Here is a 20,161-nt window from a genome sequence, read left to right as displayed (position 1 = left end):
AATGACTGCATTCACCTAGTATGGGAACATTAGACTGGATTATCTTATCGAGTACACTGCTCTTCATAGTTGCCTATGGTGTTTGGAAAACCAAAGGGAGCAAAAGCGTAGAAGATTATGTAGCTGGTGGCAAAGATGCCAAGTGGTGGACTATAGGTTTATCCGTAATGGCCACACAAGCCAGTGCCATAACTTTCCTTTCAACCCCAGGGCAAGCCTTTCATGATGGAATGGGCTTTGTGCAATTCTACTTTGGCCTTCCTTTGGCCATGATTATTATTTGTTTAGTTTTTCTCCCTATATACCACAGGTTAAAAGTATATACCGCATACGAATTTCTTGAAAATCGGTTTGATTTAAAAACCCGTTCATTGGCGGCCATTCTGTTTTTAATACAGAGAGGTCTTGCTGCCGGGATTACTATTTTTGCACCGTCCATTATACTTTCAGCAGTGCTTGGTTGGGACCTCCGAACCTTAAATATCATTATTGGGGTCCTAGTAATTATCTATACCGTTTCGGGAGGTACCAAAGCTGTAAGTGTTACACAAAAACAGCAGATGTTCATTATCATGACAGGTATGTTCATCACCTTCTTTTTCATCTTAGGATACTTACCTGCCGATATTAATTTTAGTAAAGCACTTAAAATTGCCGGAGCCAGCAATAAGCTAAATATAGTTGACTTCAGTTTTGACACTACCAGTAGATATACATTTTGGAGCGGAATTACCGGTGGACTTTTCTTGGCATTATCTTACTTTGGAACAGATCAAAGTCAGGTACAGCGCTACCTTTCCGGCAAATCACTTCGGGAAAGTCAGTTAGGTCTGGTTTTTAACGGACTTTTAAAAATACCTATGCAATTCTTTATTCTATTAGTAGGTGTTATGGTTTTTGTTTTTTACCAATACAACCCCTCCCCTTTAAACTTTAACCCTGCTGCCACGGAAGCGGTAATGAGTTCCGAATACGCCAAGGACTACTCCATTCTTCAAGAAGGACAGGAAAAATTAGAGGAAGAAAAGAAAATGGCCCAAAACAAATTTTCCGCTGCTTTGGAGCTTAAGGAATATAGTGCCGTTGAAGAGGCAAAACAACAAATTATTAGTCTTAATGTAAAAGACAGTACTAACCGAGCAGCGGCGAGAGCATTGATAAAAGAAGCGGATAGCGTGGTCGAAACCAATGATAAGGATTATGTCTTTATTCATTTTATACTTCATAATCTACCGAGAGGACTTATTGGTCTGCTTTTGGCCGTTATTCTTTCTGCTGCCATGTCCTCAACGGCTTCAGAACTAAATGCCTTGGGTACCATTACCGCTTTGGACCTGTACAAAAGAAATATAACAGGACCGCTGACCGATGAGCACTATGTGCGGGCTACAAAAGCATTTACATTATTATGGGGAGTAATTGCTATTCTTATTGCCAGTATCGCCAATCTGTTTGACAATCTCATTCAATTGGTAAATATTATAGGTTCTATTTTTTATGGGAACGTTCTAGGTATATTTCTATTAGCGTTCTTCTTTAAGTTTGTTAAAGGTAATGCCGTATTTTTCGCGGCTCTATTAACGCAACTAATTATCTTTGTGCTATTCTACAACCTTATATTCATCCATCCAAGTGGGGAAGAAAAATTAGGATACTTATGGTTGAACTTTATTGGCGCCGCAATGGTTATTGCAATGGCTATGGCTTTTGAAGGATTTGACAGGTTGTTGAAGAAGCCGCCTGTAAGTAATTAGATTTCTGTTTAAGAAATCACACTTGCTTGAGAATACTACACTTCCAGTCAATAGAATTAAATATTTTTTCCTTTAGTTAGAAAATTAAAAACCCGGCCCTCAATGGAGAGCCGGGTTTAATAAATTTTGAGAGAATTGAGTTTACTTAGCTTTCCACTCCGCAATAGACTCTGTGTTCATTTTAATGTAATCATCATTACCAGCTTCCTTAGCTTTTTCTAAAGACTTTTTTGCCGTTTTAATAGCCGCTTTTTTGTCTCCTGCTTTTGCCTGGATAAGTGATTGTTGACGCAACTGCCAAAAAGCGGGTTCCTCAGTTTCAGACATAGCTTTGTCCATCCATTCAGATGCTTTTTTAATGTCCTTATCTTCCGATGAATAGTATACAGCGGCTGCGTAGTAATCATCTGCTTTTGGAGAGCCAGCCATTGTTTTTTCTATATCGGCCATTACCTTCTCATCCGTAGGAACTTCAAAAGGTACGGCCACATAGGTACGCTCCCACATCATACCCAAGTTAGCTGACCCAGTGGTCATATCATCAATAGTAATTGTGAAAGCTTCGATATCTACCGGTAATGTATAAACTTCTGCAGTTGTCTTAGCCGCTACTTTACTTTCATCCCATTCCTTTGGCGTTCCACCACCATCAACATCAGTATAAAAGAAAACCTCCCAAGAAGTGGCTTCCGGTTTTGTGAAGATTGAGTATGTACCTGCTTTTACGTCTTGCCCTGCAATTTGAACATCGTCACTAAAAGTGATTTTAGTATAAGCATTAGCTCCTGTTCTCCACAACTTGCCGTGGGGAACAAGATCTCCAAAAATGGTTCTACCGCGCATAGAAGGTCTTGAATAGTCTACTGTTACCTCGGTTAAACCTACGGTCTGCTGTAGCTTAGAAGCCGGGCTGGGCGCTGGTGTTTGAATTTGAGCCTGCATTGTAGCAGTGGCAAATACTATACTAGCTAAAAGAAATATTTTTCTCATTTTAATTGGTTTATATGTTTCTAACAAAACTAAATATAAACCTTTCTAGATGTGTTAACGAAATCTTAAATATCTGAATTATTGAACTACAAACGGTTTTGAAACCACCTTGCTATCCAAGGAAAGCGTGAGGTAATAAATCCCCGATTTTAAACTCGAAATATTTATTGATGAGTTCTCTATTTCGTTTCTATGATGAAGTAACAATCTCCTACCGGACGCATCATAAACTGCTCTGATTAAAACTAAATCATCCTCATCAACTAGGTACATCAAATTAGTTTCAGTTGCACTTTTTACAACGATTAATCCTGAATTACCGTCTACGTTATCATCTACTGAATCAATACCGTCAGAAATATCGACTGCCTCTTCATTTTCCTCTTGATCTGGGTCAGTTTCCGTTTCTCCTTCATCATCCAAGCCAGGTTCTTCTTCTTCTTCTTCTTCTTCTTCTTCTTCTTCTTCTTCTTCTTCTTCTTCTTCTTCTTCTTCTTCTTCCTCATTCTCTAGAAAAGAATTGGTGACTAAAAGACTATAAAGTTTTGGTTCAAATGAAAGATTAAAACTTTGCCGTTCGAATTGTTCCGATGTTAGATAGTATGTATTCGCGTTTACATGAACAATACTTTCCACTTGTGAAGTTTCCATATCTATTTTAAGATTTTCAACTACCCCTCCAAAAATAGTATTTGTTGTCGCTCCATCTATGACATATACAAAAGGAGCTAAAATAGAAGAGTATCCAACAATATATAATTGCTCGGTCGTAGGGTTAAAATCAGCTCCTGTTACCAGTCCATTTACTTGGTAACCGTCCAACTCTTTGGCCATGTATTTACCCGGTTCCGTTGGTAGACTATACGCTACGGTTCCGTAGTTATTCCATTGCTTGGTCAAGATTATCAACTTATCCTGTAAAACTAACAATGCCTCAGCGTCCCAATCGCTATTTCCATTGTTAACAAAGTTATCCTGATTTTCATACTCAAATTCAATCTTCTCTGCCTCTATGGTATCAGATGCTAAATATTCAGATTTTAGAATGCGGTAGACCAGTAAATCTTTTCTAGTACCATTATTATTTCCAATATCTCCAATATAGATGTAAGTTTCATCTTGCGCTATATCCTCCCAGTCTCTATTCTCTGCATTAGTTATGGTTATGGTTCGCTGAATTTCTAGGGAGACCGTGTCTATTTCATAGAGCTGAGGCAGATTTCCTGAATCATTATGGGTTATTAGTCTATTATTAAAATAAAGTAACCCTGAGCTTTCGGATAACTCCATAGGCAAAGTCCCAATTTCTTCCACAGTATGTTGAGATGAAAGAAAAAAGCTCACAAAAAGAAATACTAATAAAAATACACCTCTCTTCATATTTAAATTCAACTTGAAATGTACAAAATTGTCTCCATAGACCTATTCCATATCCTTCAATTTGTTGATATTACCTTTTTAGCATCAAAATCGAGTAGCCTATATGTTAATTTGTTTATCGATTGCATTAATTTGTTAAACAAAATGTTTTTACCTTTGTAATATGAAATTATACCAACTACACTCCAAACAATCTTTTCCTATAAGTACCGCTGAAGCTTGGACGTTTTTATCCGACCCCAATAACCTCAAAGTTATTACGCCTAAACATATGGGTTTTAAGATACTCTCTGGTGATGACCGCCCCATGTTCCCAGGTCAGATTATACAATATACAGTTTCTCCTTTTCCCGGATATACCACAAAATGGGTTACCGAAATAACCCATGTAAAAGAGGGCGAATATTTTGTGGACGAGCAACGTTTTGGGCCATATGCTCTTTGGCATCACAAACATTTTATAAAACCAGTACCTGGCGGTGTTGAGATGGAGGATATAATTGATTATAAAATTCCGTTTGGCATCCTAGGGCAACTAGCGCATCCATTACTAGTAAAAAAGCAGCTAAAGCAAATTTTCTTTTTTAGGGAACAAAAGCTAATAGAACTCTTTGGAGCATTAGAAAACGGTAAGAAAGAACTCCATTTTAAATCAATTTAAAATTTGCAATATGAAGAAGAACATACTTTTAATTGGTGGATCATATGGAATAGGACTTGAAATAGCAAAACAACTATCAGAAGAATATGCGGTTTATGTTGCATCTAGAACTTCTGAAAAGCTGAACGAAACAAATATTACGTATATCCCCTTTGATGCAAATACCGATGTACTTGACATAACGAACTTACCAAATGAGCTTCACGGTTTTGCCTATTGTCCCGGTTCTATCAATTTAAAACCATTTAAAATGATGTCTCTAGACACTTTTGAATCCGATATGCAGTTAAATTTTTTCAGTATGGTAAAGGTCATCAAAGAAATTATACCTTTAATGGCCAAAGAAAGCTCGATGGTACTTTTTAGTACGGTAGCCGTAGGTTCCGGAATGCCTTACCACACCAGTGTTGCGGCGGCAAAAGGTGCTGTTGAAGGTTTCGGAAAATCATTGGCAGCGGAATATGCACCAAAAATACGTGTAAACGTCATTGCTCCTTCTTTGGTGAATACACCTCTGGCAAATCGTCTTTTAAGTAGTGACAAAAAGGTAGAAAATATGTCTCAAAGACACCCCTTAAAACGCATTGGTCTAGCTGAAGATATTGCCAATACAGCTGTATTTTTACTCAGTGAAAAAAGTTCTTGGATTACTGGGCAAATTATTGGTGTAGACGGTGGTATATCAACCTTAAATTTAAGTTAGTTTATGTCAGAAAAGATTTCAGTTTTTTGGTTTAGGAGAGATTTACGTTTGGATGATAATATGGGATTTCTTGAAGCGCTGAAGGGAGATAATCCTGTTATGCCCATTTTCATTTTTGATACCGAGATTCTTGAGAACCTACCTAAAGATGATGCCCGGGTTACGTTCATTTTTGAAACACTGCTAAAGATGAGGAATACCTTGCAAGACGAAAACTCAAGCTCTGTAGGTATGTATCATGGCAATACAACTTCAATATTTAAAACACTTATAAACGAATATAACATTGGTGCGGTGTATACGAATCATGATTATGAGCCATACGCCAAGCAGCGGGACGAACAAATCCATAACCTTTTAAAAGAAAATGATATTCTCTTTCAGACGTTTAAAGACCAAGTTATTTTTGAAAAAGACGATATTCTAAAAGGGGACGGAGATCCATACATTGTTTATACGCCCTATAAGAACAAATGGAAAGAACATTTTAATCCTGAGAAACATTTAACCATTCATTACACTAGTCAGTACAGGGATAACCTGATTCAAAATTCCAGATTACCAAATCTATCATTAGCGGATATAGGTTTCAAAGCTTCCTCTTTAAAAGTCCCTGACCCTATTGTCACTCCCTCCTTAATTGACAATTATGAAGATACCCGAAATTACCCTGCCATTGAAAACGGAACTTCTAGATTGGGCCCTCATTTGCGATTTGGAACAGTTTCCGTTCGCAAAATGATGAAAAAGGTAATTGCCGAAAAAAATGAAGTGTTCTGGAGCGAGCTTATTTGGCGAGAGTTTTTCATGCAAATTCTATGGCATTTTCCAAGAACCGTAAGTGAAGCTTTCAAGAAAAAGTATGACCGTATCAACTGGCGGAACAATGAAGAGGAGTTTAACAAATGGAAAAATGGCGAAACCGGTTTTATGCTGGTGGATGCCGGAATGCGGGAACTTAATGAAACAGGATATATGCACAACCGGGTGCGTATGCTGGTCGCAAGCTTTCTTTGCAAACATTTACTTATAGATTGGCGTTGGGGCGAAGCCTATTTTGCAGAAAAACTACTGGATTATGAAATGAGCAGTAATGTGGGTAATTGGCAATGGGCTGCTGGAAGTGGTGTTGATGCAGCTCCGTATTTCCGCATTTTTAACCCAATGACGCAGGTAGATAAATTTGATAAGGACAGAAAATATATTTCTAAATGGGTTCCCGAGCACGAAACAGATTCCTATGCTCAAAAAATGGTGGATCACAAGGAAGCCCGGGAACGTTGTTTAAGTACATACAAGGAAGCACTCAACTAAATACCGATAACAATTATTAACGAGAAAGCTGTCTCTCTAATTGACGCTTTTCTGCCATGCGGTACTTTAATATGTTTACATATCGTAATGCATCGCCATTATTATAATCGGTATATGATTTTGAAGCCCATTCCATGGCTTTTTCAAGATTACCATTAATTTCGTTAATTATAGCCATGTTATAGCATGCTCTACCGGCAACTTTCATATCTGGATTGTTCACCTCTTTTTCCCATAGTTCAGCAGCTCCGTCCCAATCACCGGTTTGCGCTCTTCTTTTTGCAATTACAAAATTATCCGTGCCTTTAACAAAGTAATCTCTAGAAATTCTTTTTCTCAACGGACGAACATCATAACCATATGAGTTGCCGATATCACTACTTCGTTGCAATACCGCTTCTTTTCTTCCTATTACAGCCTCAACGGCTTTCATAGGATTAATTCCAGAACCCATAGACGTTACGTAATTATTATTCGTGTACTCATCTAAAATCAGCTTACTTTGTGGATCATAAACTCTCCATCCGTTTTTAATAGCCGTATTAAGCGTTACCTTATGTCCGGGTAAATTTGCTTTTATTCCAAAGTCGTTTGGTACACTTACCATGGTAGCTTCATAATCTACTTTTGTATCCGTATCATAATATTCCAAAGAGAAAAGTACATCTACACCATTAGCTTCACAGATTTCCTGAACAGCTTGCCAGTTCAAGGCTGCTGGGAAAATACCAAGTCCTTTTCTTTGAATATCGGTGTCGTTTATTATTACAATCTCTTCAAAACGTTCGTTTCGTGTAAGTTCATCAAAAAGTCCCGTTACGGCAGACTCCGCTCCTTCCCTATCAAGATTTAGCCCTTCCAAAGACAGAATCTTATCTATTTTATCTACCACCTTATTTTCTTCCGATGGAATGCTTCTGTTAATCAGACCAACTCGTACCGCATTTGACGGTAAACTTATTCGGGCAGGCTCCGTTGCACCCATTGTTAATTTATTAGTGGAAACACAACCGGATAAAAGAAGTAAAACAATACCCGCAGATAGTAATTGGTTAAGATTTTTCATGGGACAAAAATTAAAATCATTATACTTTTTGATTTTTTCAAAAAGCCAAGTAGGTTCGTTATAAACTGAAAGCGCCCCGTATTATTGCGTTTTGCCCCGCTATAGTCAATAATATCGACCAATTACCTAATTTCTCAAGTTGTAGTATAAAAAAGACTCTAATTGTACCGCGTCCCTGTTATTTTATACTGATGCGAAAAATAGAAGAGTACAAATAGTACACTAGTCCTTTAAAATGCTTTTGTATCTTACCAGTCGAAAAATCAACGTGCAGTTTGTTGAACATCGATTTAAAAAATTAATTTTATTAGTATAGACCAAATGAAAAGAATATTTCTCGCTTTCCTATTCGCAACCAGCTCAACTTTATATGTACAAGCACAACAGTTTGATTTTAAAATCGACCACTTTGCATTGGTCGTAGAAGACTCAGATGTTAGCGCCGATTTTTATGCCAACATTCTAAAATTAGAAGAAACCCCACACCCGGATAAAAAACCCGGTTTTAGGTGGTTCATTGTAAGTGGCAACTCTCAAATACATCTAATTGAAAAAGAATTCGCCCCATTTGAAAAAAATAAATCCATGCACTTATGCCTATCTACGCAAGATTTAGACGGAATGATTGCGCATCTTAAAAAAAACAACATTAAGTATTGGGATTGGCCTGGCAAAGAAGGAGCCGTTACCCTACGTACTGACGGCGTACGACAAATTTACTTTCAAGACCCTGATAAGTACTGGATAGAAATCAATACTGCAGAACATTAAAACATAAAAAGAGGCCGATGAGGCCTCTTTTTTATTATATTATATTCAATCTACTTTATGGAATACCCAGGAGCCAATATAGCTTTTCCTTCTTCTGGATGGCGTTTAATATAAGCTGCCACGAACGGGCACAAAGGCGCCATTTTCATATCAGCTTGCTTAATAAACTCAAACACTTTGGAAACCAAAGCACTTCCCACTCCTTGGCCTCCTAATGACTTAGGAACTTCCGTATGGGTCAAATAGATGATATTCTGCTTAGAAATCATATATTCCATAAACGCTATTTGTCCGTCAACATCAATCTCAAACCTACCTTTTTCACCTTTCTTGTTTACAAGTGGTATCTGGGTAAAATCTCTTTTTGACATGGAGTTAACAAGCTAGTGTTTATAAAACTTATACTCTAGTGATTTTAGCACCAATAGCACGCAAACGGGTATCAATATCTTCATACCCACGATCTATCTGCTCAATATTGTGAATAGTAGAAGTACCTTTTGCAGATAATGCCGCTATTAACAAAGAAACTCCCGCTCTAATATCCGGAGACACCATAGTAGTAGCTTTTAAAGTAGATTTAAAATCATGACCGATTACGGTAGCGCGGTGCGGATCACATAGAATAATCTTTGCACCCATATCAATAAGTTTATCTACAAAGAACAAACGGCTCTCAAACATCTTTTGATGAATAAGCACCTCTCCTTTTGCCTGTGTTGCTACAACAAGAATTATACTTAATAAATCTGGCGTAAGTCCGGGCCATGGTGCATCTGCAATAGTAAGAATAGAACCATCTATAAAGTTCTGTATCTCATATCCATTTGTATGCTTGGGAATGAAAATATCATCGCCTTTTCTTTCTACCGTAATTCCCAACTTTCTAAATACCGTTGGTATCTGACCCAAATCGTCCCAACTTACATTTTTAATGGTAAGTTCACTTTTGGTCATAGCGGCCAGACCGATCCAACTACCAATTTCAATCATATCCGGAAGCATGGTGTGTTCTGTTCCCCCTAAGGACTCAACACCTTCAATTTCCAATAAATTAGAACCAACTCCGGAAATCTTAGCACCCATACGGTTCAACATTTTACACAGCTGTTGCAAATAGGGCTCGCAAGCAGCATTGTAAATCGTTGTTTTACCTTCTGCCAGAACAGCTGCCATAAGAATATTAGCTGTACCCGTTACGGAAGCTTCATCCAGTAACATGTAGGTACCCTTTAATTTTTTAGCCTCAACACCATAGAAGTATTCTTCTTTGTTGTACCTGAACTTGGCCCCTAACTTTATAAACCCTTCAAAGTGGGTATCCAAACGTCTACGTCCTATTTTATCACCGCCCGGTTTAGGAATATATCCTTTTCCAAAACGCGCCAAAAGCGGACCTACCAGCATAATAGACCCTCTAAGACCACGGCCATCTTCTTTAAATTGGTCCGACTGTAGATAATCTAAATTAATATCATCTGCCTTAAAGCTGTACGATCCTTTTGCTTTCTTTTGGATCTTTACGCCCAAATCTTCAAGCAGAGCAATAAGCTTATTGACATCTACGATGTTAGGAATGTTTTTAATGGTAACCGTTTCATTCGTAAGTAATACGGCACAAAGAATTTGTAGGGCTTCGTTTTTTGCCCCTTGTGGCGTTATTTCACCAGTAAGTTGGTGACCGCCTTCAATTTTAAAGGTACCCATGTAAGATTGAGGAGTATTAGTATCGCTTTTTACCGCGATTGTTATTGTTACGTTGGTTATTTTTCTTTCCTGAATTATTATTTCTTGGAGTTTTTGCCACCCGGTTTTTCAAAAATTGACCGCTATCGGTAAGGCTTTCTCCTTTTAAATCTATTTGACCGTCACTAAGTTCAAGTAGGTGTTTGAAAATAGCTGAGTCATCCACAGTATCTTTGTTCCAATTCAGGTAACATTTTTTCATGTGGTTGGCAATGGCATATTCCAGGCCATCACGCATATCTCCCTTTTCCCATTTAACGGCAACATCTATCATTCGTTTGATGTTATTTCCATAAAAACGGTATTTTGGAAAATTCTGAGGGTATTCTAACGGCTCTGGACGCTGTCTCAAAACCTCTTTACTAGTGATAGGAAAAGGTGATTTCACATCTAATTTAAAATCGGACATGATAAATAACTGATCCCAAAGTTTATGTTGAAAATCGGGCACATCTCTTAAATGCGGCTGAATATTACCCATAACACTAATAATAGCTTGGGCTACTTTGTTTCGCTCTTCATCGTCCTCTATGGAAATGGCATGATCTACCATTTTCTGAAAATGACGCCCATACTCGGGAATGATCAATTTTGACCTTTCCGTGTTATATTCTAGGTTTTCTACTAAATTCAAATTGAAAAATTTTGCTTAAAAAAAATAAGGAAGTGTTCTTATAACGTCTGCAAATTAAGAAAATTATGGCTTAAATGCTATTTAAAGGGAGATTACCCCTTCAACTTGGCCAACTTCTTTATATTTCTCTATTACAGCATCGGGATTTTTCATGTTCACCGTAATGGAAACGCTCGTATATTTTCCGTTTTTAGACTCCTTCAAATCTATTACGGCACCCGTGTTATCAAATATTTTATGAATTTGACTTACTTTTTCAGGTTTACTTTCTACTATAAATTTATATAGGTAATTAGAAGGCCATTTGGCGCTCTCTTCCAATTGCTCATGTAGACGCTTATAAAACGCTTCAGGATTCTCTTTGTCCATAATATTCATTTTCCACAAAGATAACGGTTAACCGTCAATTTTAAAATCATTAGGGATTGATTACTTTTGCTAGACTAACAATTATGTATTGGATCTTAAAAAAGTAGTTATTACAGGTGGCCCTAGTACGGGCAAAACATCGGTTATTGAAAATCTTGAGAGAAAAGGGTATCACTGCGTACACGAGCTCATCCGAAGTATGACTTCGTCCGAAAAGAATGAGAATGACGCTCCAGATTTTGCAGTTAACCCTATAGTTTCCGTAAAAGACCCTAAAAAGTTCAATCAAAACCTTTTAGACGGCAGAATTAAACAATATACGGACGCGGACAGCACTACTGAAGAAATTGTGTTTTTTGACCGGGGAATTCCAGATGTACATGCGTATATGAACTGTTTTGGGCAAACCTACTCCGAGGCGTTTGAAAAGCCATGTTACACTTATAGATACGAGCAAATTCTATTGATGCCGCCATGGAAAGAAATCCATGTAGTAGATAATGAACGTTTTGAATCTTTTGAGGAAGCAGAACGGATTTACCAACACCTTAAAACCACCTATGAGCAAGTAGGTTATACAATTACAATAGTACCTACGGGAACAATTGAAGAACGTACCGATTTTATTCTAAAACAGTTAAACCTAAAATAATGCATAAAGACCCGATATCCATTTTACGGCAATATTGGGGCTTTACGAGTTTTAAAGGCTCCCAAAAAAAGATTATAGATGCTGTTTTAAACAAACAAGATGTGCTAGCCTTGTTACCCACCGGTGGGGGCAAATCCGTTTGTTTTCAAGTTCCCGCCATGGCGCAAGAAGGGCTCTGTATAGTAGTTTCTCCTCTCATCGCCCTTATACAAGATCAGGTAGAAAGTCTTAAAAGAAAAGGAATTAAGGCTATTGCCCTTACCGGAGGTATCCCCTTTACCGAGCTTTTGGACTTACTGGATAATTGTTTATACGGAGGATATAAATTTGTATACCTATCTCCAGAACGTCTACAACAAGATTTGGTACAGGAAAAGATTCAACAAATGAACGTGAATCTTGTGGCTATAGATGAAGCGCATTGTATTTCTCAATGGGGCCATGATTTTAGACCGGCCTATCTAGAATGTGCCCAACTACGCAAATTGCTGCCCCAAACACCCGTGGTGGCACTTACCGCCACGGCTACGGACAAAGTTGCCAATGACATTGTGGAAACGTTACATTTAACAGCTCCTACAATTGTAAAAGACTCTTTTGCGAGAAAGAACATTTCCTTTAAAATTCTATGGGAACAAGATAAGTTGTATCGTCTAGGGCAGTTATGTTCGCAAATACAGAAAAGTGGAATTGTTTACGTAGGTACACGAAGAAGTACGGTAGAACTCTCTCAATTTTTAAATTCCAAAGGATGTAGCGCTACTTTTTTTCATGGTGGAATTACCAAAAAGGAGAAGGAGAAAAAACTGGATCAATGGCTGACGAACAAAGTTCAGATTATGGTGGCTACAAATGCTTTTGGCATGGGAGTGGACAAACCAGATGTTTCATTAGTTGTACATTACCAAATACCGGACTGTTTAGAGAATTATTATCAAGAAGCGGGAAGAGCAGGTCGCGATGGTTCTCCTGCAGAAGCTGTTCTAATTACGAATTCAAATGACGAAGAGCAACTCAAGAATCAGTTTTTAAGCGTTTTACCAGATACGGCATTTTTAAAAAAAATATACAATAAACTTAATAACTACTTCCAAATAGGGTATGGCGAAGGCAGCAATGAAATACTGCAATTCAACTTTAACGAGTTTGTAGGAACCTATGGGCTCAATTCGTTTTTAGCTTATAACGGATTAAAAGTTTTAGACCGTAACTCTGTAATTTCATTATCGGAATCATTTTCAAAAAGGACGATAGTACAGTTTATTTCAGAAAAAGATGCCATTTTCGATTATCTGGATTTACATAAAACTGCTGCAAACATCATCCAGACCATTTTAAGAACCTACGGAGGTATTTTCGACTTTGAAACCAAAATAAACCCTGGACTCATTGCGAAAAAAACGAATAGTTCAGAACAACATGTCCTTAAAGTTTTGGACCAACTAAAAAAAGACGGAATCATTACCTATGAAGCACAACAGAGTGATTTAGAGATTATCTTTCTTGTTCCTCGCGAAGACGACCTTACCATAAATGTATTTGCAAAAGAAGTACAAGAACAAAACCGAGTAAAAACGGATAAGATTTTCCAAATGATAGGTTACATTAAGAATGATAAAAAATGTAGAAGTAGGCAGATTTTAGAATATTTTGGAGAAAACGATACGGAAGACTGTGGCATCTGTGATGTTTGCCTAAGGAAAAGAAATGTAGCGGAACCAACTTACAATCAGGTTTCAGAGGAAATCAAAACCTTATTAGCAGTATCCCCACAAACATCACGTGCACTTGCAGCGGTCATGGACTATAAAGAAAAAATAATTTTAAGAGCTTTACAATTGATGCTGGAGGACGGTGATATTGAGATAAACACAAGAAATCAATACAGAATAAAATAAACCTTATATAGGTGTAAACTAAAGGAATACAATGAAAGATTTACGCATCGTTTTTATGGGAACGCCAGAGTTTGCCACTACCATACTAGCAAAGCTTGTTGAAAATAATTATAATGTAGTTGGTGTAATTACCGCTCCGGACAGACCGGCCGGAAGAGGCAGAAGCCTACAACAATCTCATGTAAAGAAATACGCGCTTGAAAAGGGATTAAAAATCCTACAACCTACCAATCTTAAAAATGAAGATTTTTTAGCCAAACTAAAGTCTTTAAACGCAAACCTTCAGGTTGTCGTAGCTTTTCGCATGTTACCAAAAGCGGTGTGGGCCATGCCAGAATATGGTACATTCAACCTTCATGCTTCACTACTACCAGATTACAGGGGGGCCGCGCCAATAAACTGGGCCATCATCAACGGAGAAAAAGAAACCGGGGTTACCACTTTCTTTATAGATGATAAAATAGATACCGGAGAAATCATCCTGCAGGATCGTACGAGTATCAATGAAGATATGTCCGCTGGAGAATTACATGATAATTTAATGGTTATGGGCGCTGATCTTGTGCTTAAAACTGCTGAAGCCATTGGCAAAGGACCAGTGACCACAGTAGCGCAACCCACTTCAAAAGAATTAAAAGAAGCCTTTAAAATACATAAGGATACTTGTAAAATTAATTGGAACGCGTCAATAAATGACATTTACAATCACATAAGAGGATTAAGCCCCTATCCTGGCGCTTGGACAACTTTGGTAAATGGAGATGAAAAACTCTTCATAAAGATTTTTGAAACCTCGAAAGAAAATACTGACCATGAATTACAAGTGGGAGATATAGAAGTAAGTAAAAAGGAACTGAAAGTTGCGGTTAATGGCGGCTATATACACCTACTGGAAATACAATTGCCGGGTAAGAGAAGAATGAAGATACAAGATGTTCTAAATGGCCTAAACTTGCAAAAAAATGCCCAAATGGTGTAAACGCCTAGTATCATTGGGCTGCGAGAAGCGTAAAAAAACCCCTACTTTATCAACAAAGACCTATAGTTATTAACAAAAACAGTGATTTCCCCCCATTTTACTTGCGTTGGGCGCAAATCCGTATAAATTTGTTTAACAGTAAAATACGTTTAACAACAATTAATTAATTAAATTATGAACAAAACAGAATTGATCGATGCAATGGCAGCAGATGCCGGCATCACAAAAGCCGCAGCAAAAAAAGCATTGGAATCTTTCTTAGGAAATGTTGAAGGATCTCTTAAAGGAGGTAACAGAGTTTCTTTGGTTGGTTTTGGATCTTGGTCAGTATCTAAAAGAAATGCTAGAGAAGGAAGAAACCCTTCTACAGGTAAAACTATCAAAATTGCAGCTAAGAACGTTGTTAAGTTCAAAGCAGGATCTGACTTGGCCAGTTCAGTAAACTAAGTCTTACGAGCCATAATATAGAGAAGCGTCTGCAATGCAGACGCTTTTTTTTTATTCGTATTTGCTTTTTTTATAAGAAATGTCTTATTTTTAGTTATAACTAGCTATGTAATTATGGTAGACTTAAAACCAGAGAAAGGCAAACTCCTTATTGCCGAACCAACTTTGACCGGAGACGTATCTTTCAATCGTTCGGTCGTTCTTTTAGCGGAACATAATAAAGAAGGCTCTGTAGGTTTTATTTTAAACAAACCGCTGGAATATACTATTGGCGAGCTTATAAACGAAATAGAAATACCGTTTCAAGTATACAACGGTGGTCCTGTGGAGCAAGATAATCTGTACTTTATACATAAGGTTCCGGAATTAATTTCCAATAGTATTGAGATTTCAGATGGAATTTATTGGGGCGGTGATTTTGAGAATACCATCGACCTTATTAATCAAAAAGTGATATCGGAAGAAGATATTCGGTTTTTCTTAGGGTATTCCGGTTGGTCTTCCCTTCAATTAGATAAGGAGTTACTATCTAAATCTTGGGTGGTGGTAGAAAACGACTATGAAAGCGGACTCATTCATAAATCATCGGACGCTTTTTGGAAAGAAAAAATGGTAGAATTAGGAGGGGATTATCTTCTTTGGTCCAATTCACCTGAAAACCCTAACTTAAACTAGCTATAACATCAACCTTTAAGAAAGTCTTGCTGCGGCATTTAACTTCCCTAAAAGTCCTTTTGCTACGGTATTGGCAAATTCTTTTTTTCTATACTTAGAAATAGGCTGAATGCCCACTATACTGTTTGTAATGAATATCTCATCTGCTTTTTGCAATTCAAAAGGAGATATTGACGCCTCCTCAAACTGATACTCATCAATTTTACTTAGAATCTCTATCAGCTTTTTACGAACAATTCCGTTCAAACAACCCTCTTTTATAGGTGGCGTTTTTATGCTTCCATTCTTTACAATAAAAATATTACCGTTTAAAGCCTCCACTACTTGTTTTGAACTATTTAGAAGGAGGCAGTTCTGATAATCGTTTTCTTTAGCGTAAATGCTTCCAACAACATTTATAATTTTATTATTGGTCTTTAAGGTGGATAACATATCTGCATTAACGTAGAAATCTTTAAAAAGCTCTACTTCGTAGGGCGCATCATTTACTACATAAAAAGGACTTTGAAGCGGCAGGGCTTCAATGCAATAACTAATATCGTTCGTAGTAGGTAAATAAAAACCTCCTTTTTCCCTAAAAACTGAAAACCTTATACGGGCTTGGGAATTGGCCAGACCATTTGCTTCAACGGTTTCACTAATTTTAGACTCCAAAAATTCCATGGTAAAATCCATAGGAATTTCCATACGCAGCACGCGCATAGATGCCATGAGTCTAAGATAATGGTCTTCCCAGAAAAATAATTTTCCGTTAACCATTCTCATAGTTTCAAAAAGGGCATCACCATACCGCAAGCCCCTGTTTTGGTGGTCTAAGAACTGAGTGTTTTCTTCTAGAAGATTTCCGTTGTAATTAATCATAAAAAAGTCCCGATAATTATCGGGACCAAATATAAGGTGATATTAGAAGAATACGGCTACTTGGAACCTAAAACCTGCTTCAAATCCGTTACTTGATTTGTCCATAGCATTTTAGCTTCGTCAACTTCGTCTTCTTCTGCAAAATCTGTTATAAATAGAGAAACGTCCTTGGTAATTTCATCAACAATGATTTTCAATTCAAAAAACGAATCGTCTTCATTATCTACCCATGCGAACTTTACAAACTCATCACTTTTACGCTTCAATAACTTTGCTTCCTCTTCCGAACCGTCCCATATAAAACTGAACATTTCACCTCTAGAGTTCACATTATCAGCAAACCATTCGGAAAGTCCTGACGGGGTTGATATATATGTATATAGTAATTGCGGTGAAGATTGTATTACAAATTCTAGTTCAAATTTTATTTTATCGTCCATTCTTAAGTGTTTACGTTGGGCAATATATAGATTTCCTTATGATAAAAAAATAAAAGAGATAGAATAATTTTAGCAAAGTATTGCGTCAGAACAAGAAATAAACTTTATATTTGCAGCCGTTTCAAAATAATAATACGGCGAGGTAGCTCAGTTGGTTAGAGCGTCGGATTCATAACCCGGAGGTCGGGGGATCGTGCCCCCCTCTCGCTACAAGGCTTAAAATGCTGTAAATTAACGGATTGCGTACTACAATCCGTTTTTTTATGTCTTGTATTTCCCTTTTATTACGTTCCGTAAACGAAAACGTAAACACTTTTAAAATGAAATTGAACTACACCGAACCTAAAATCTTTACAGGTGGTGTCGATATCACCCAATGGTCCGCCCTTGACAAAAAGCAACGCAACGATGCCCTTGCAAAAGCCTGGTTTGTATATTTCTCTTTCAGGGACCCTGATACCGGCAAACTAAAAAAGCAACCTTTTATCAAAGCCGGAGCCAACCGCTTCAAAGGAAAAACTAAACGTTTACAGTTCTTAAAAGTGCTACAACGAAACCTCCTTCTGTTATTGGAAGCCGGATTCGACCCTTATAAAGACAATACAGAGTTAGAAGACGAATTTAGACGGAGAGCAATAAAAGAAGAACGCCCCATAAACAACTTTCCAGCGAAGAAAGAAGTGGAAAAAGAATCTACAGCAGCAGTAAATAGAGAGCGTATTGACCTTGCCAATGAAAACGCTAAACCAAATCCAGTACCTATTTCAGAAATAGAAAACAATGTGGTGGACGAGAACAAAGTTTCAGTGGCCGAAGCATTCGAACTGGGCCTAAACATTAAAAAGAGCACATTGAACGATAATTCGTTCAAGAAGCAGAAAAGTCGAATAACCAAGTTTGAAAGATGGCTTGCCGAAAATGAGGTGGATGTTTCCGATATTAATAACATTGACAAAAAGACCGTAGTGCGCCACCTGAACGATGTTTTGCGCACCTCCAGCCCTAGAAACAGGAACAATACCAGAACCGCTCTCAGTGCGCTCTTTGGCACCTTGGAGAACAATGAACTGATCGACGACAACTTTATTCGTAAGATAAACATACTAAAATCCGTTCCGAAGCGAAACAAGACCTACACACCCACACAGTTGGCGGAAATTGACGCACATCTTATGAACAATGACCTTTTGATGCGGATGTTCGTCCAAATGGTCAGCTATAATATGTTGAGGCCTATAGAAATATGTCGCCTTAAAGTAGGTGATATTGACATCAATGACAAGAAAATATATGTCAAAGCCAAGAACAAACCTGTTAAGATAAAGATCATACCGGATATAATGCTTGGGCAATTGCCGGACCTTTCCAAGATGGACGCCAAACATTCCCTATTCACTCCACAAGGCTTTGGCGGAGAATGGAACCTTGCCGATAACGACAAACGGAACTACTTTTCCAAACGCTTTAAAAAAGTAAAGGACCATTTTAATTTGGGCAATGAATATGGGCTGTACAGTTTCAGACATACGTATATAACCATGCTCTACCGTGAGATGATAAAAACGGGGACGCCTGAAGAGGTTAAAAGCAAACTGATGCTCATTACGGGCCATGCCACCCTTGATGCACTTGAAAAATACCTTAGGGACATAGATGCCGAACTACCCCAGGATTACTCAAACCTATTGAACCGATCCATCAACAAAACCGACAAATGAGTTACTTTGGACTTTTAAAGAATTTGGACCTGAACTCGTTGACAATGGACGAGCTCACTCGTGTACAGCTCTCAAGGGGCATACTCCAAGAGGTAACACGGGTACCGCTGTCCGTTGAGGGAATACCTAATGCCATTTCCCCCAAGAACAGTGAAACCGTTTATGTTCCCGACCCTAACATGACCGAGGAGTTTTATGGGTTTATAGTGGATGTGTATCAAGATATAATTGAAAATAGCCTCATTGGGTTTTATTATGTGTATGAAGAGGATATGATGGGGCTGGATGAACCGGATACTCGAAAAGTTGCTTTGGAGCATTACAAAAGAATTGCCCAACTTGCCATTAAAAATGAATTTGATATACTGAAGCCTGTAAATTTGCCCAATGGACACCTAAGCATACGTAGAGCTAAGAAAGTAGAGCTCTTTGAGCTGCGGAAGGAGGCACTACAGGAGCGTCTTGCCACAGAATGTCCAGTGCCCCTGGCCCACTTCCTGATCGGAAACGTTGCATATTTTGAAGATTCCCTAATAGATAAGTTTCCTGTACTGAACGAAACATTAAAATTTGAGGCATCACTTGGGATCCTATTGACCTTGAACGAGCAATTTCAATTTGAAACGGTGGACGACCCACCCAAGAAAATTGAGAATAAACTGCACACTGTTCAACAACTAAAGGAGAAAAGTACAGAACGTAAGAAAAAAGACGCTATCATTTCCGATGACGAAGCCATAGACTTCCTGTTAAATTCGGTTTTCTCCAAGTCGTCTAAATAGCACCATAGGCATAGGCCAAAATATGGTTGTCTTATACTGTCCTAAATTATATTGGCCTAATATCCTACTAAGCTTTTTAACCACATAAAATATAACCATACTTTTTTTAGATACCACCATATAAGCTATAAAAAGTAACCTTATTTTGTCCAAATACACATTCAGGAGCACCATAGCTATGGTTGCCCCCTTATGGTTAATTACTTAGTTACTTTAACCATATATTTTAAAAAGAATATTAATAGTAACCCTATTTTTGTAATGCGCTACGGGCAAAGGAGGGTCAACCATACCTTAGCGAACGACATACTGAAACAACAA

At 37.8% G+C, this 20,161-nt stretch carries 21 protein-coding genes and 1 tRNA gene; 13 read left to right on the top strand and 9 right to left on the bottom strand.

The genetic code is table 11. The features are described 5' to 3' along the window. Nucleotides 1–20: 20 nt before the first annotated feature. The gene (locus tag P0077_RS17635; protein WP_276166524.1) at nucleotides 21–1,754 is read left to right on the top strand and encodes a sodium:solute symporter family protein; all 1,734 of its coding nucleotides are present in this window, start codon (nucleotides 21–23) and stop codon (nucleotides 1,752–1,754) included. A 141-nt stretch (nucleotides 1,755–1,895) separates the two neighbouring features. Here P0077_RS17635 and P0077_RS17630 read toward each other — a convergent pair whose 3' ends face one another. Beyond that, nucleotides 1,896–2,744, bottom strand: coding sequence for a DUF2911 domain-containing protein (locus P0077_RS17630; protein WP_276166523.1), 849 nt, complete (start codon nucleotides 2,742–2,744; stop codon nucleotides 1,896–1,898). Nucleotides 2,745–2,822: 78 nt separating this feature from the next. Beyond that, nucleotides 2,823–4,124: a T9SS type A sorting domain-containing protein gene (locus P0077_RS17625; RefSeq protein WP_276166522.1), complete on the bottom strand. Its 1,302-nt coding sequence runs from the start codon at nucleotides 4,122–4,124 to the stop codon at nucleotides 2,823–2,825. Nucleotides 4,125–4,287: 163 nt separating this feature from the next. On the opposite strand from P0077_RS17625, the gene P0077_RS17620 reads away from it, so the two are divergent. Genes P0077_RS17620 through P0077_RS17610 form a run of 3 tightly spaced genes read left to right on the top strand, consistent with a single transcriptional unit; the run spans nucleotide 4,288 to nucleotide 6,802 of the window. Further along, on the top strand, nucleotides 4,288–4,785 hold the full coding sequence (locus P0077_RS17620) for an SRPBCC family protein (RefSeq protein WP_276166521.1): 498 nt from the start codon (nucleotides 4,288–4,290) through the stop codon (nucleotides 4,783–4,785). A 10-nt stretch (nucleotides 4,786–4,795) separates the two neighbouring features. After that, nucleotides 4,796–5,488, top strand: a complete 693-nt coding sequence (locus P0077_RS17615) for an SDR family NAD(P)-dependent oxidoreductase (protein ID WP_276166520.1) — start codon at nucleotides 4,796–4,798, stop codon at nucleotides 5,486–5,488. 3 nt (nucleotides 5,489–5,491) lie between these two features. Beyond that, on the top strand, nucleotides 5,492–6,802 hold the full coding sequence (locus tag P0077_RS17610) for a cryptochrome/photolyase family protein (protein WP_276166519.1): 1,311 nt from the start codon (nucleotides 5,492–5,494) through the stop codon (nucleotides 6,800–6,802). Between the two features lie 16 nt (nucleotides 6,803–6,818). On the opposite strand, the gene P0077_RS17605 is transcribed toward P0077_RS17610, so the two are convergent. Further along, nucleotides 6,819–7,868, bottom strand: coding sequence for a DUF6340 family protein (locus P0077_RS17605; protein WP_276166518.1), 1,050 nt, complete (start codon nucleotides 7,866–7,868; stop codon nucleotides 6,819–6,821). 321 nt (nucleotides 7,869–8,189) lie between these two features. Here P0077_RS17605 and P0077_RS17600 point away from each other — a divergent pair, with 321 nt between their 5' ends. Then, nucleotides 8,190–8,639 carry a VOC family protein gene (locus P0077_RS17600; protein ID WP_276166517.1) on the top strand — a complete coding sequence of 150 codons (450 nt, stop codon included), beginning with the start codon at nucleotides 8,190–8,192 and terminating at the stop codon, nucleotides 8,637–8,639. Nucleotides 8,640–8,689: 50 nt separating this feature from the next. Here P0077_RS17600 and P0077_RS17595 read toward each other — a convergent pair whose 3' ends face one another. From P0077_RS17595 to P0077_RS17580, 4 genes are all read right to left on the bottom strand, one after another. Beyond that, the gene (locus P0077_RS17595; RefSeq protein WP_276166516.1) at nucleotides 8,690–9,010 is read right to left on the bottom strand and encodes a GNAT family N-acetyltransferase; all 321 of its coding nucleotides are present in this window, start codon (nucleotides 9,008–9,010) and stop codon (nucleotides 8,690–8,692) included. 28 nt (nucleotides 9,011–9,038) lie between these two features. Then, nucleotides 9,039–10,346: a UDP-N-acetylglucosamine 1-carboxyvinyltransferase gene (gene murA, locus P0077_RS17590; protein ID WP_276166515.1), complete on the bottom strand. Its 1,308-nt coding sequence runs from the start codon at nucleotides 10,344–10,346 to the stop codon at nucleotides 9,039–9,041. A gap of 16 nt (nucleotides 10,347–10,362) precedes the next feature. Then, nucleotides 10,363–11,019, bottom strand: a complete 657-nt coding sequence (locus P0077_RS17585) for a DUF4290 domain-containing protein (protein ID WP_276166514.1) — start codon at nucleotides 11,017–11,019, stop codon at nucleotides 10,363–10,365. Between the two features lie 81 nt (nucleotides 11,020–11,100). After that, complete coding sequence (locus tag P0077_RS17580) at nucleotides 11,101–11,388, bottom strand: DUF493 family protein (RefSeq protein WP_276166513.1); 288 nt, start codon at nucleotides 11,386–11,388, stop codon at nucleotides 11,101–11,103. Nucleotides 11,389–11,476: 88 nt separating this feature from the next. On the opposite strand from P0077_RS17580, the gene P0077_RS17575 reads away from it, so the two are divergent. From P0077_RS17575 to P0077_RS17555, 5 genes are all read left to right on the top strand, one after another. Continuing rightward, nucleotides 11,477–12,040, top strand: coding sequence for an AAA family ATPase (locus tag P0077_RS17575; protein ID WP_276166512.1), 564 nt, complete (start codon nucleotides 11,477–11,479; stop codon nucleotides 12,038–12,040). Continuing rightward, on the top strand, nucleotides 12,040–13,938 hold the full coding sequence (locus P0077_RS17570; protein ID WP_276166511.1) for a RecQ family ATP-dependent DNA helicase: 1,899 nt from the start codon (nucleotides 12,040–12,042) through the stop codon (nucleotides 13,936–13,938). The genes P0077_RS17575 and P0077_RS17570 overlap by 1 nt, the downstream gene beginning before the upstream one ends. Before the next feature lie 31 nt (nucleotides 13,939–13,969). Further along, entirely contained in the window at nucleotides 13,970–14,917 is a 948-nt protein-coding gene (fmt, locus tag P0077_RS17565) for a methionyl-tRNA formyltransferase (RefSeq protein WP_276166510.1), read from the top strand. A 174-nt stretch (nucleotides 14,918–15,091) separates the two neighbouring features. Next, on the top strand, nucleotides 15,092–15,364 hold the full coding sequence (locus P0077_RS17560; protein ID WP_194527026.1) for an HU family DNA-binding protein: 273 nt from the start codon (nucleotides 15,092–15,094) through the stop codon (nucleotides 15,362–15,364). A 114-nt stretch (nucleotides 15,365–15,478) separates the two neighbouring features. Next, nucleotides 15,479–16,039: a YqgE/AlgH family protein gene (locus tag P0077_RS17555; protein ID WP_276166509.1), complete on the top strand. Its 561-nt coding sequence runs from the start codon at nucleotides 15,479–15,481 to the stop codon at nucleotides 16,037–16,039. Between the two features lie 15 nt (nucleotides 16,040–16,054). Here P0077_RS17555 and P0077_RS17550 read toward each other — a convergent pair whose 3' ends face one another. Together P0077_RS17550 and P0077_RS17545 are read right to left on the bottom strand one after the other, a co-directional pair. Continuing rightward, complete coding sequence (locus P0077_RS17550; RefSeq protein WP_276166508.1) at nucleotides 16,055–16,900, bottom strand: aminotransferase class IV; 846 nt, start codon at nucleotides 16,898–16,900, stop codon at nucleotides 16,055–16,057. 56 nt (nucleotides 16,901–16,956) lie between these two features. After that, nucleotides 16,957–17,340 carry an START-like domain-containing protein gene (locus P0077_RS17545; RefSeq protein ID WP_276166507.1) on the bottom strand — a complete coding sequence of 128 codons (384 nt, stop codon included), beginning with the start codon at nucleotides 17,338–17,340 and terminating at the stop codon, nucleotides 16,957–16,959. 136 nt (nucleotides 17,341–17,476) lie between these two features. Between P0077_RS17545 and P0077_RS17540 the strand changes: the two genes are divergently transcribed. From P0077_RS17540 to P0077_RS17530, 3 genes are all read left to right on the top strand, one after another. Continuing rightward, nucleotides 17,477–17,550 (top strand) — tRNA-Met (locus P0077_RS17540). 110 nt (nucleotides 17,551–17,660) lie between these two features. After that, nucleotides 17,661–19,058 (top strand): tyrosine-type recombinase/integrase, encoded by a 1,398-nt coding sequence (locus P0077_RS17535; RefSeq protein WP_276166506.1) that lies wholly within the window; start codon nucleotides 17,661–17,663, stop codon nucleotides 19,056–19,058. Continuing rightward, nucleotides 19,055–19,840, top strand: a complete 786-nt coding sequence (locus tag P0077_RS17530; protein WP_276166505.1) for a hypothetical protein — start codon at nucleotides 19,055–19,057, stop codon at nucleotides 19,838–19,840. Before P0077_RS17535 ends, P0077_RS17530 begins: the two co-directional genes overlap by 4 nt. Nucleotides 19,841–20,161 lie beyond the last annotated feature (321 nt).

The sequence above is a fragment of the Zobellia alginiliquefaciens genome (assembly GCF_029323795.1).
GTDB classification, from domain to species: Bacteria; Bacteroidota; Bacteroidia; order Flavobacteriales; family Flavobacteriaceae; genus Zobellia; species Zobellia alginiliquefaciens.
Note: the sequence above shows the minus strand (reverse complement) of the source record. Positions and strands in the feature narration are given on the sequence as shown.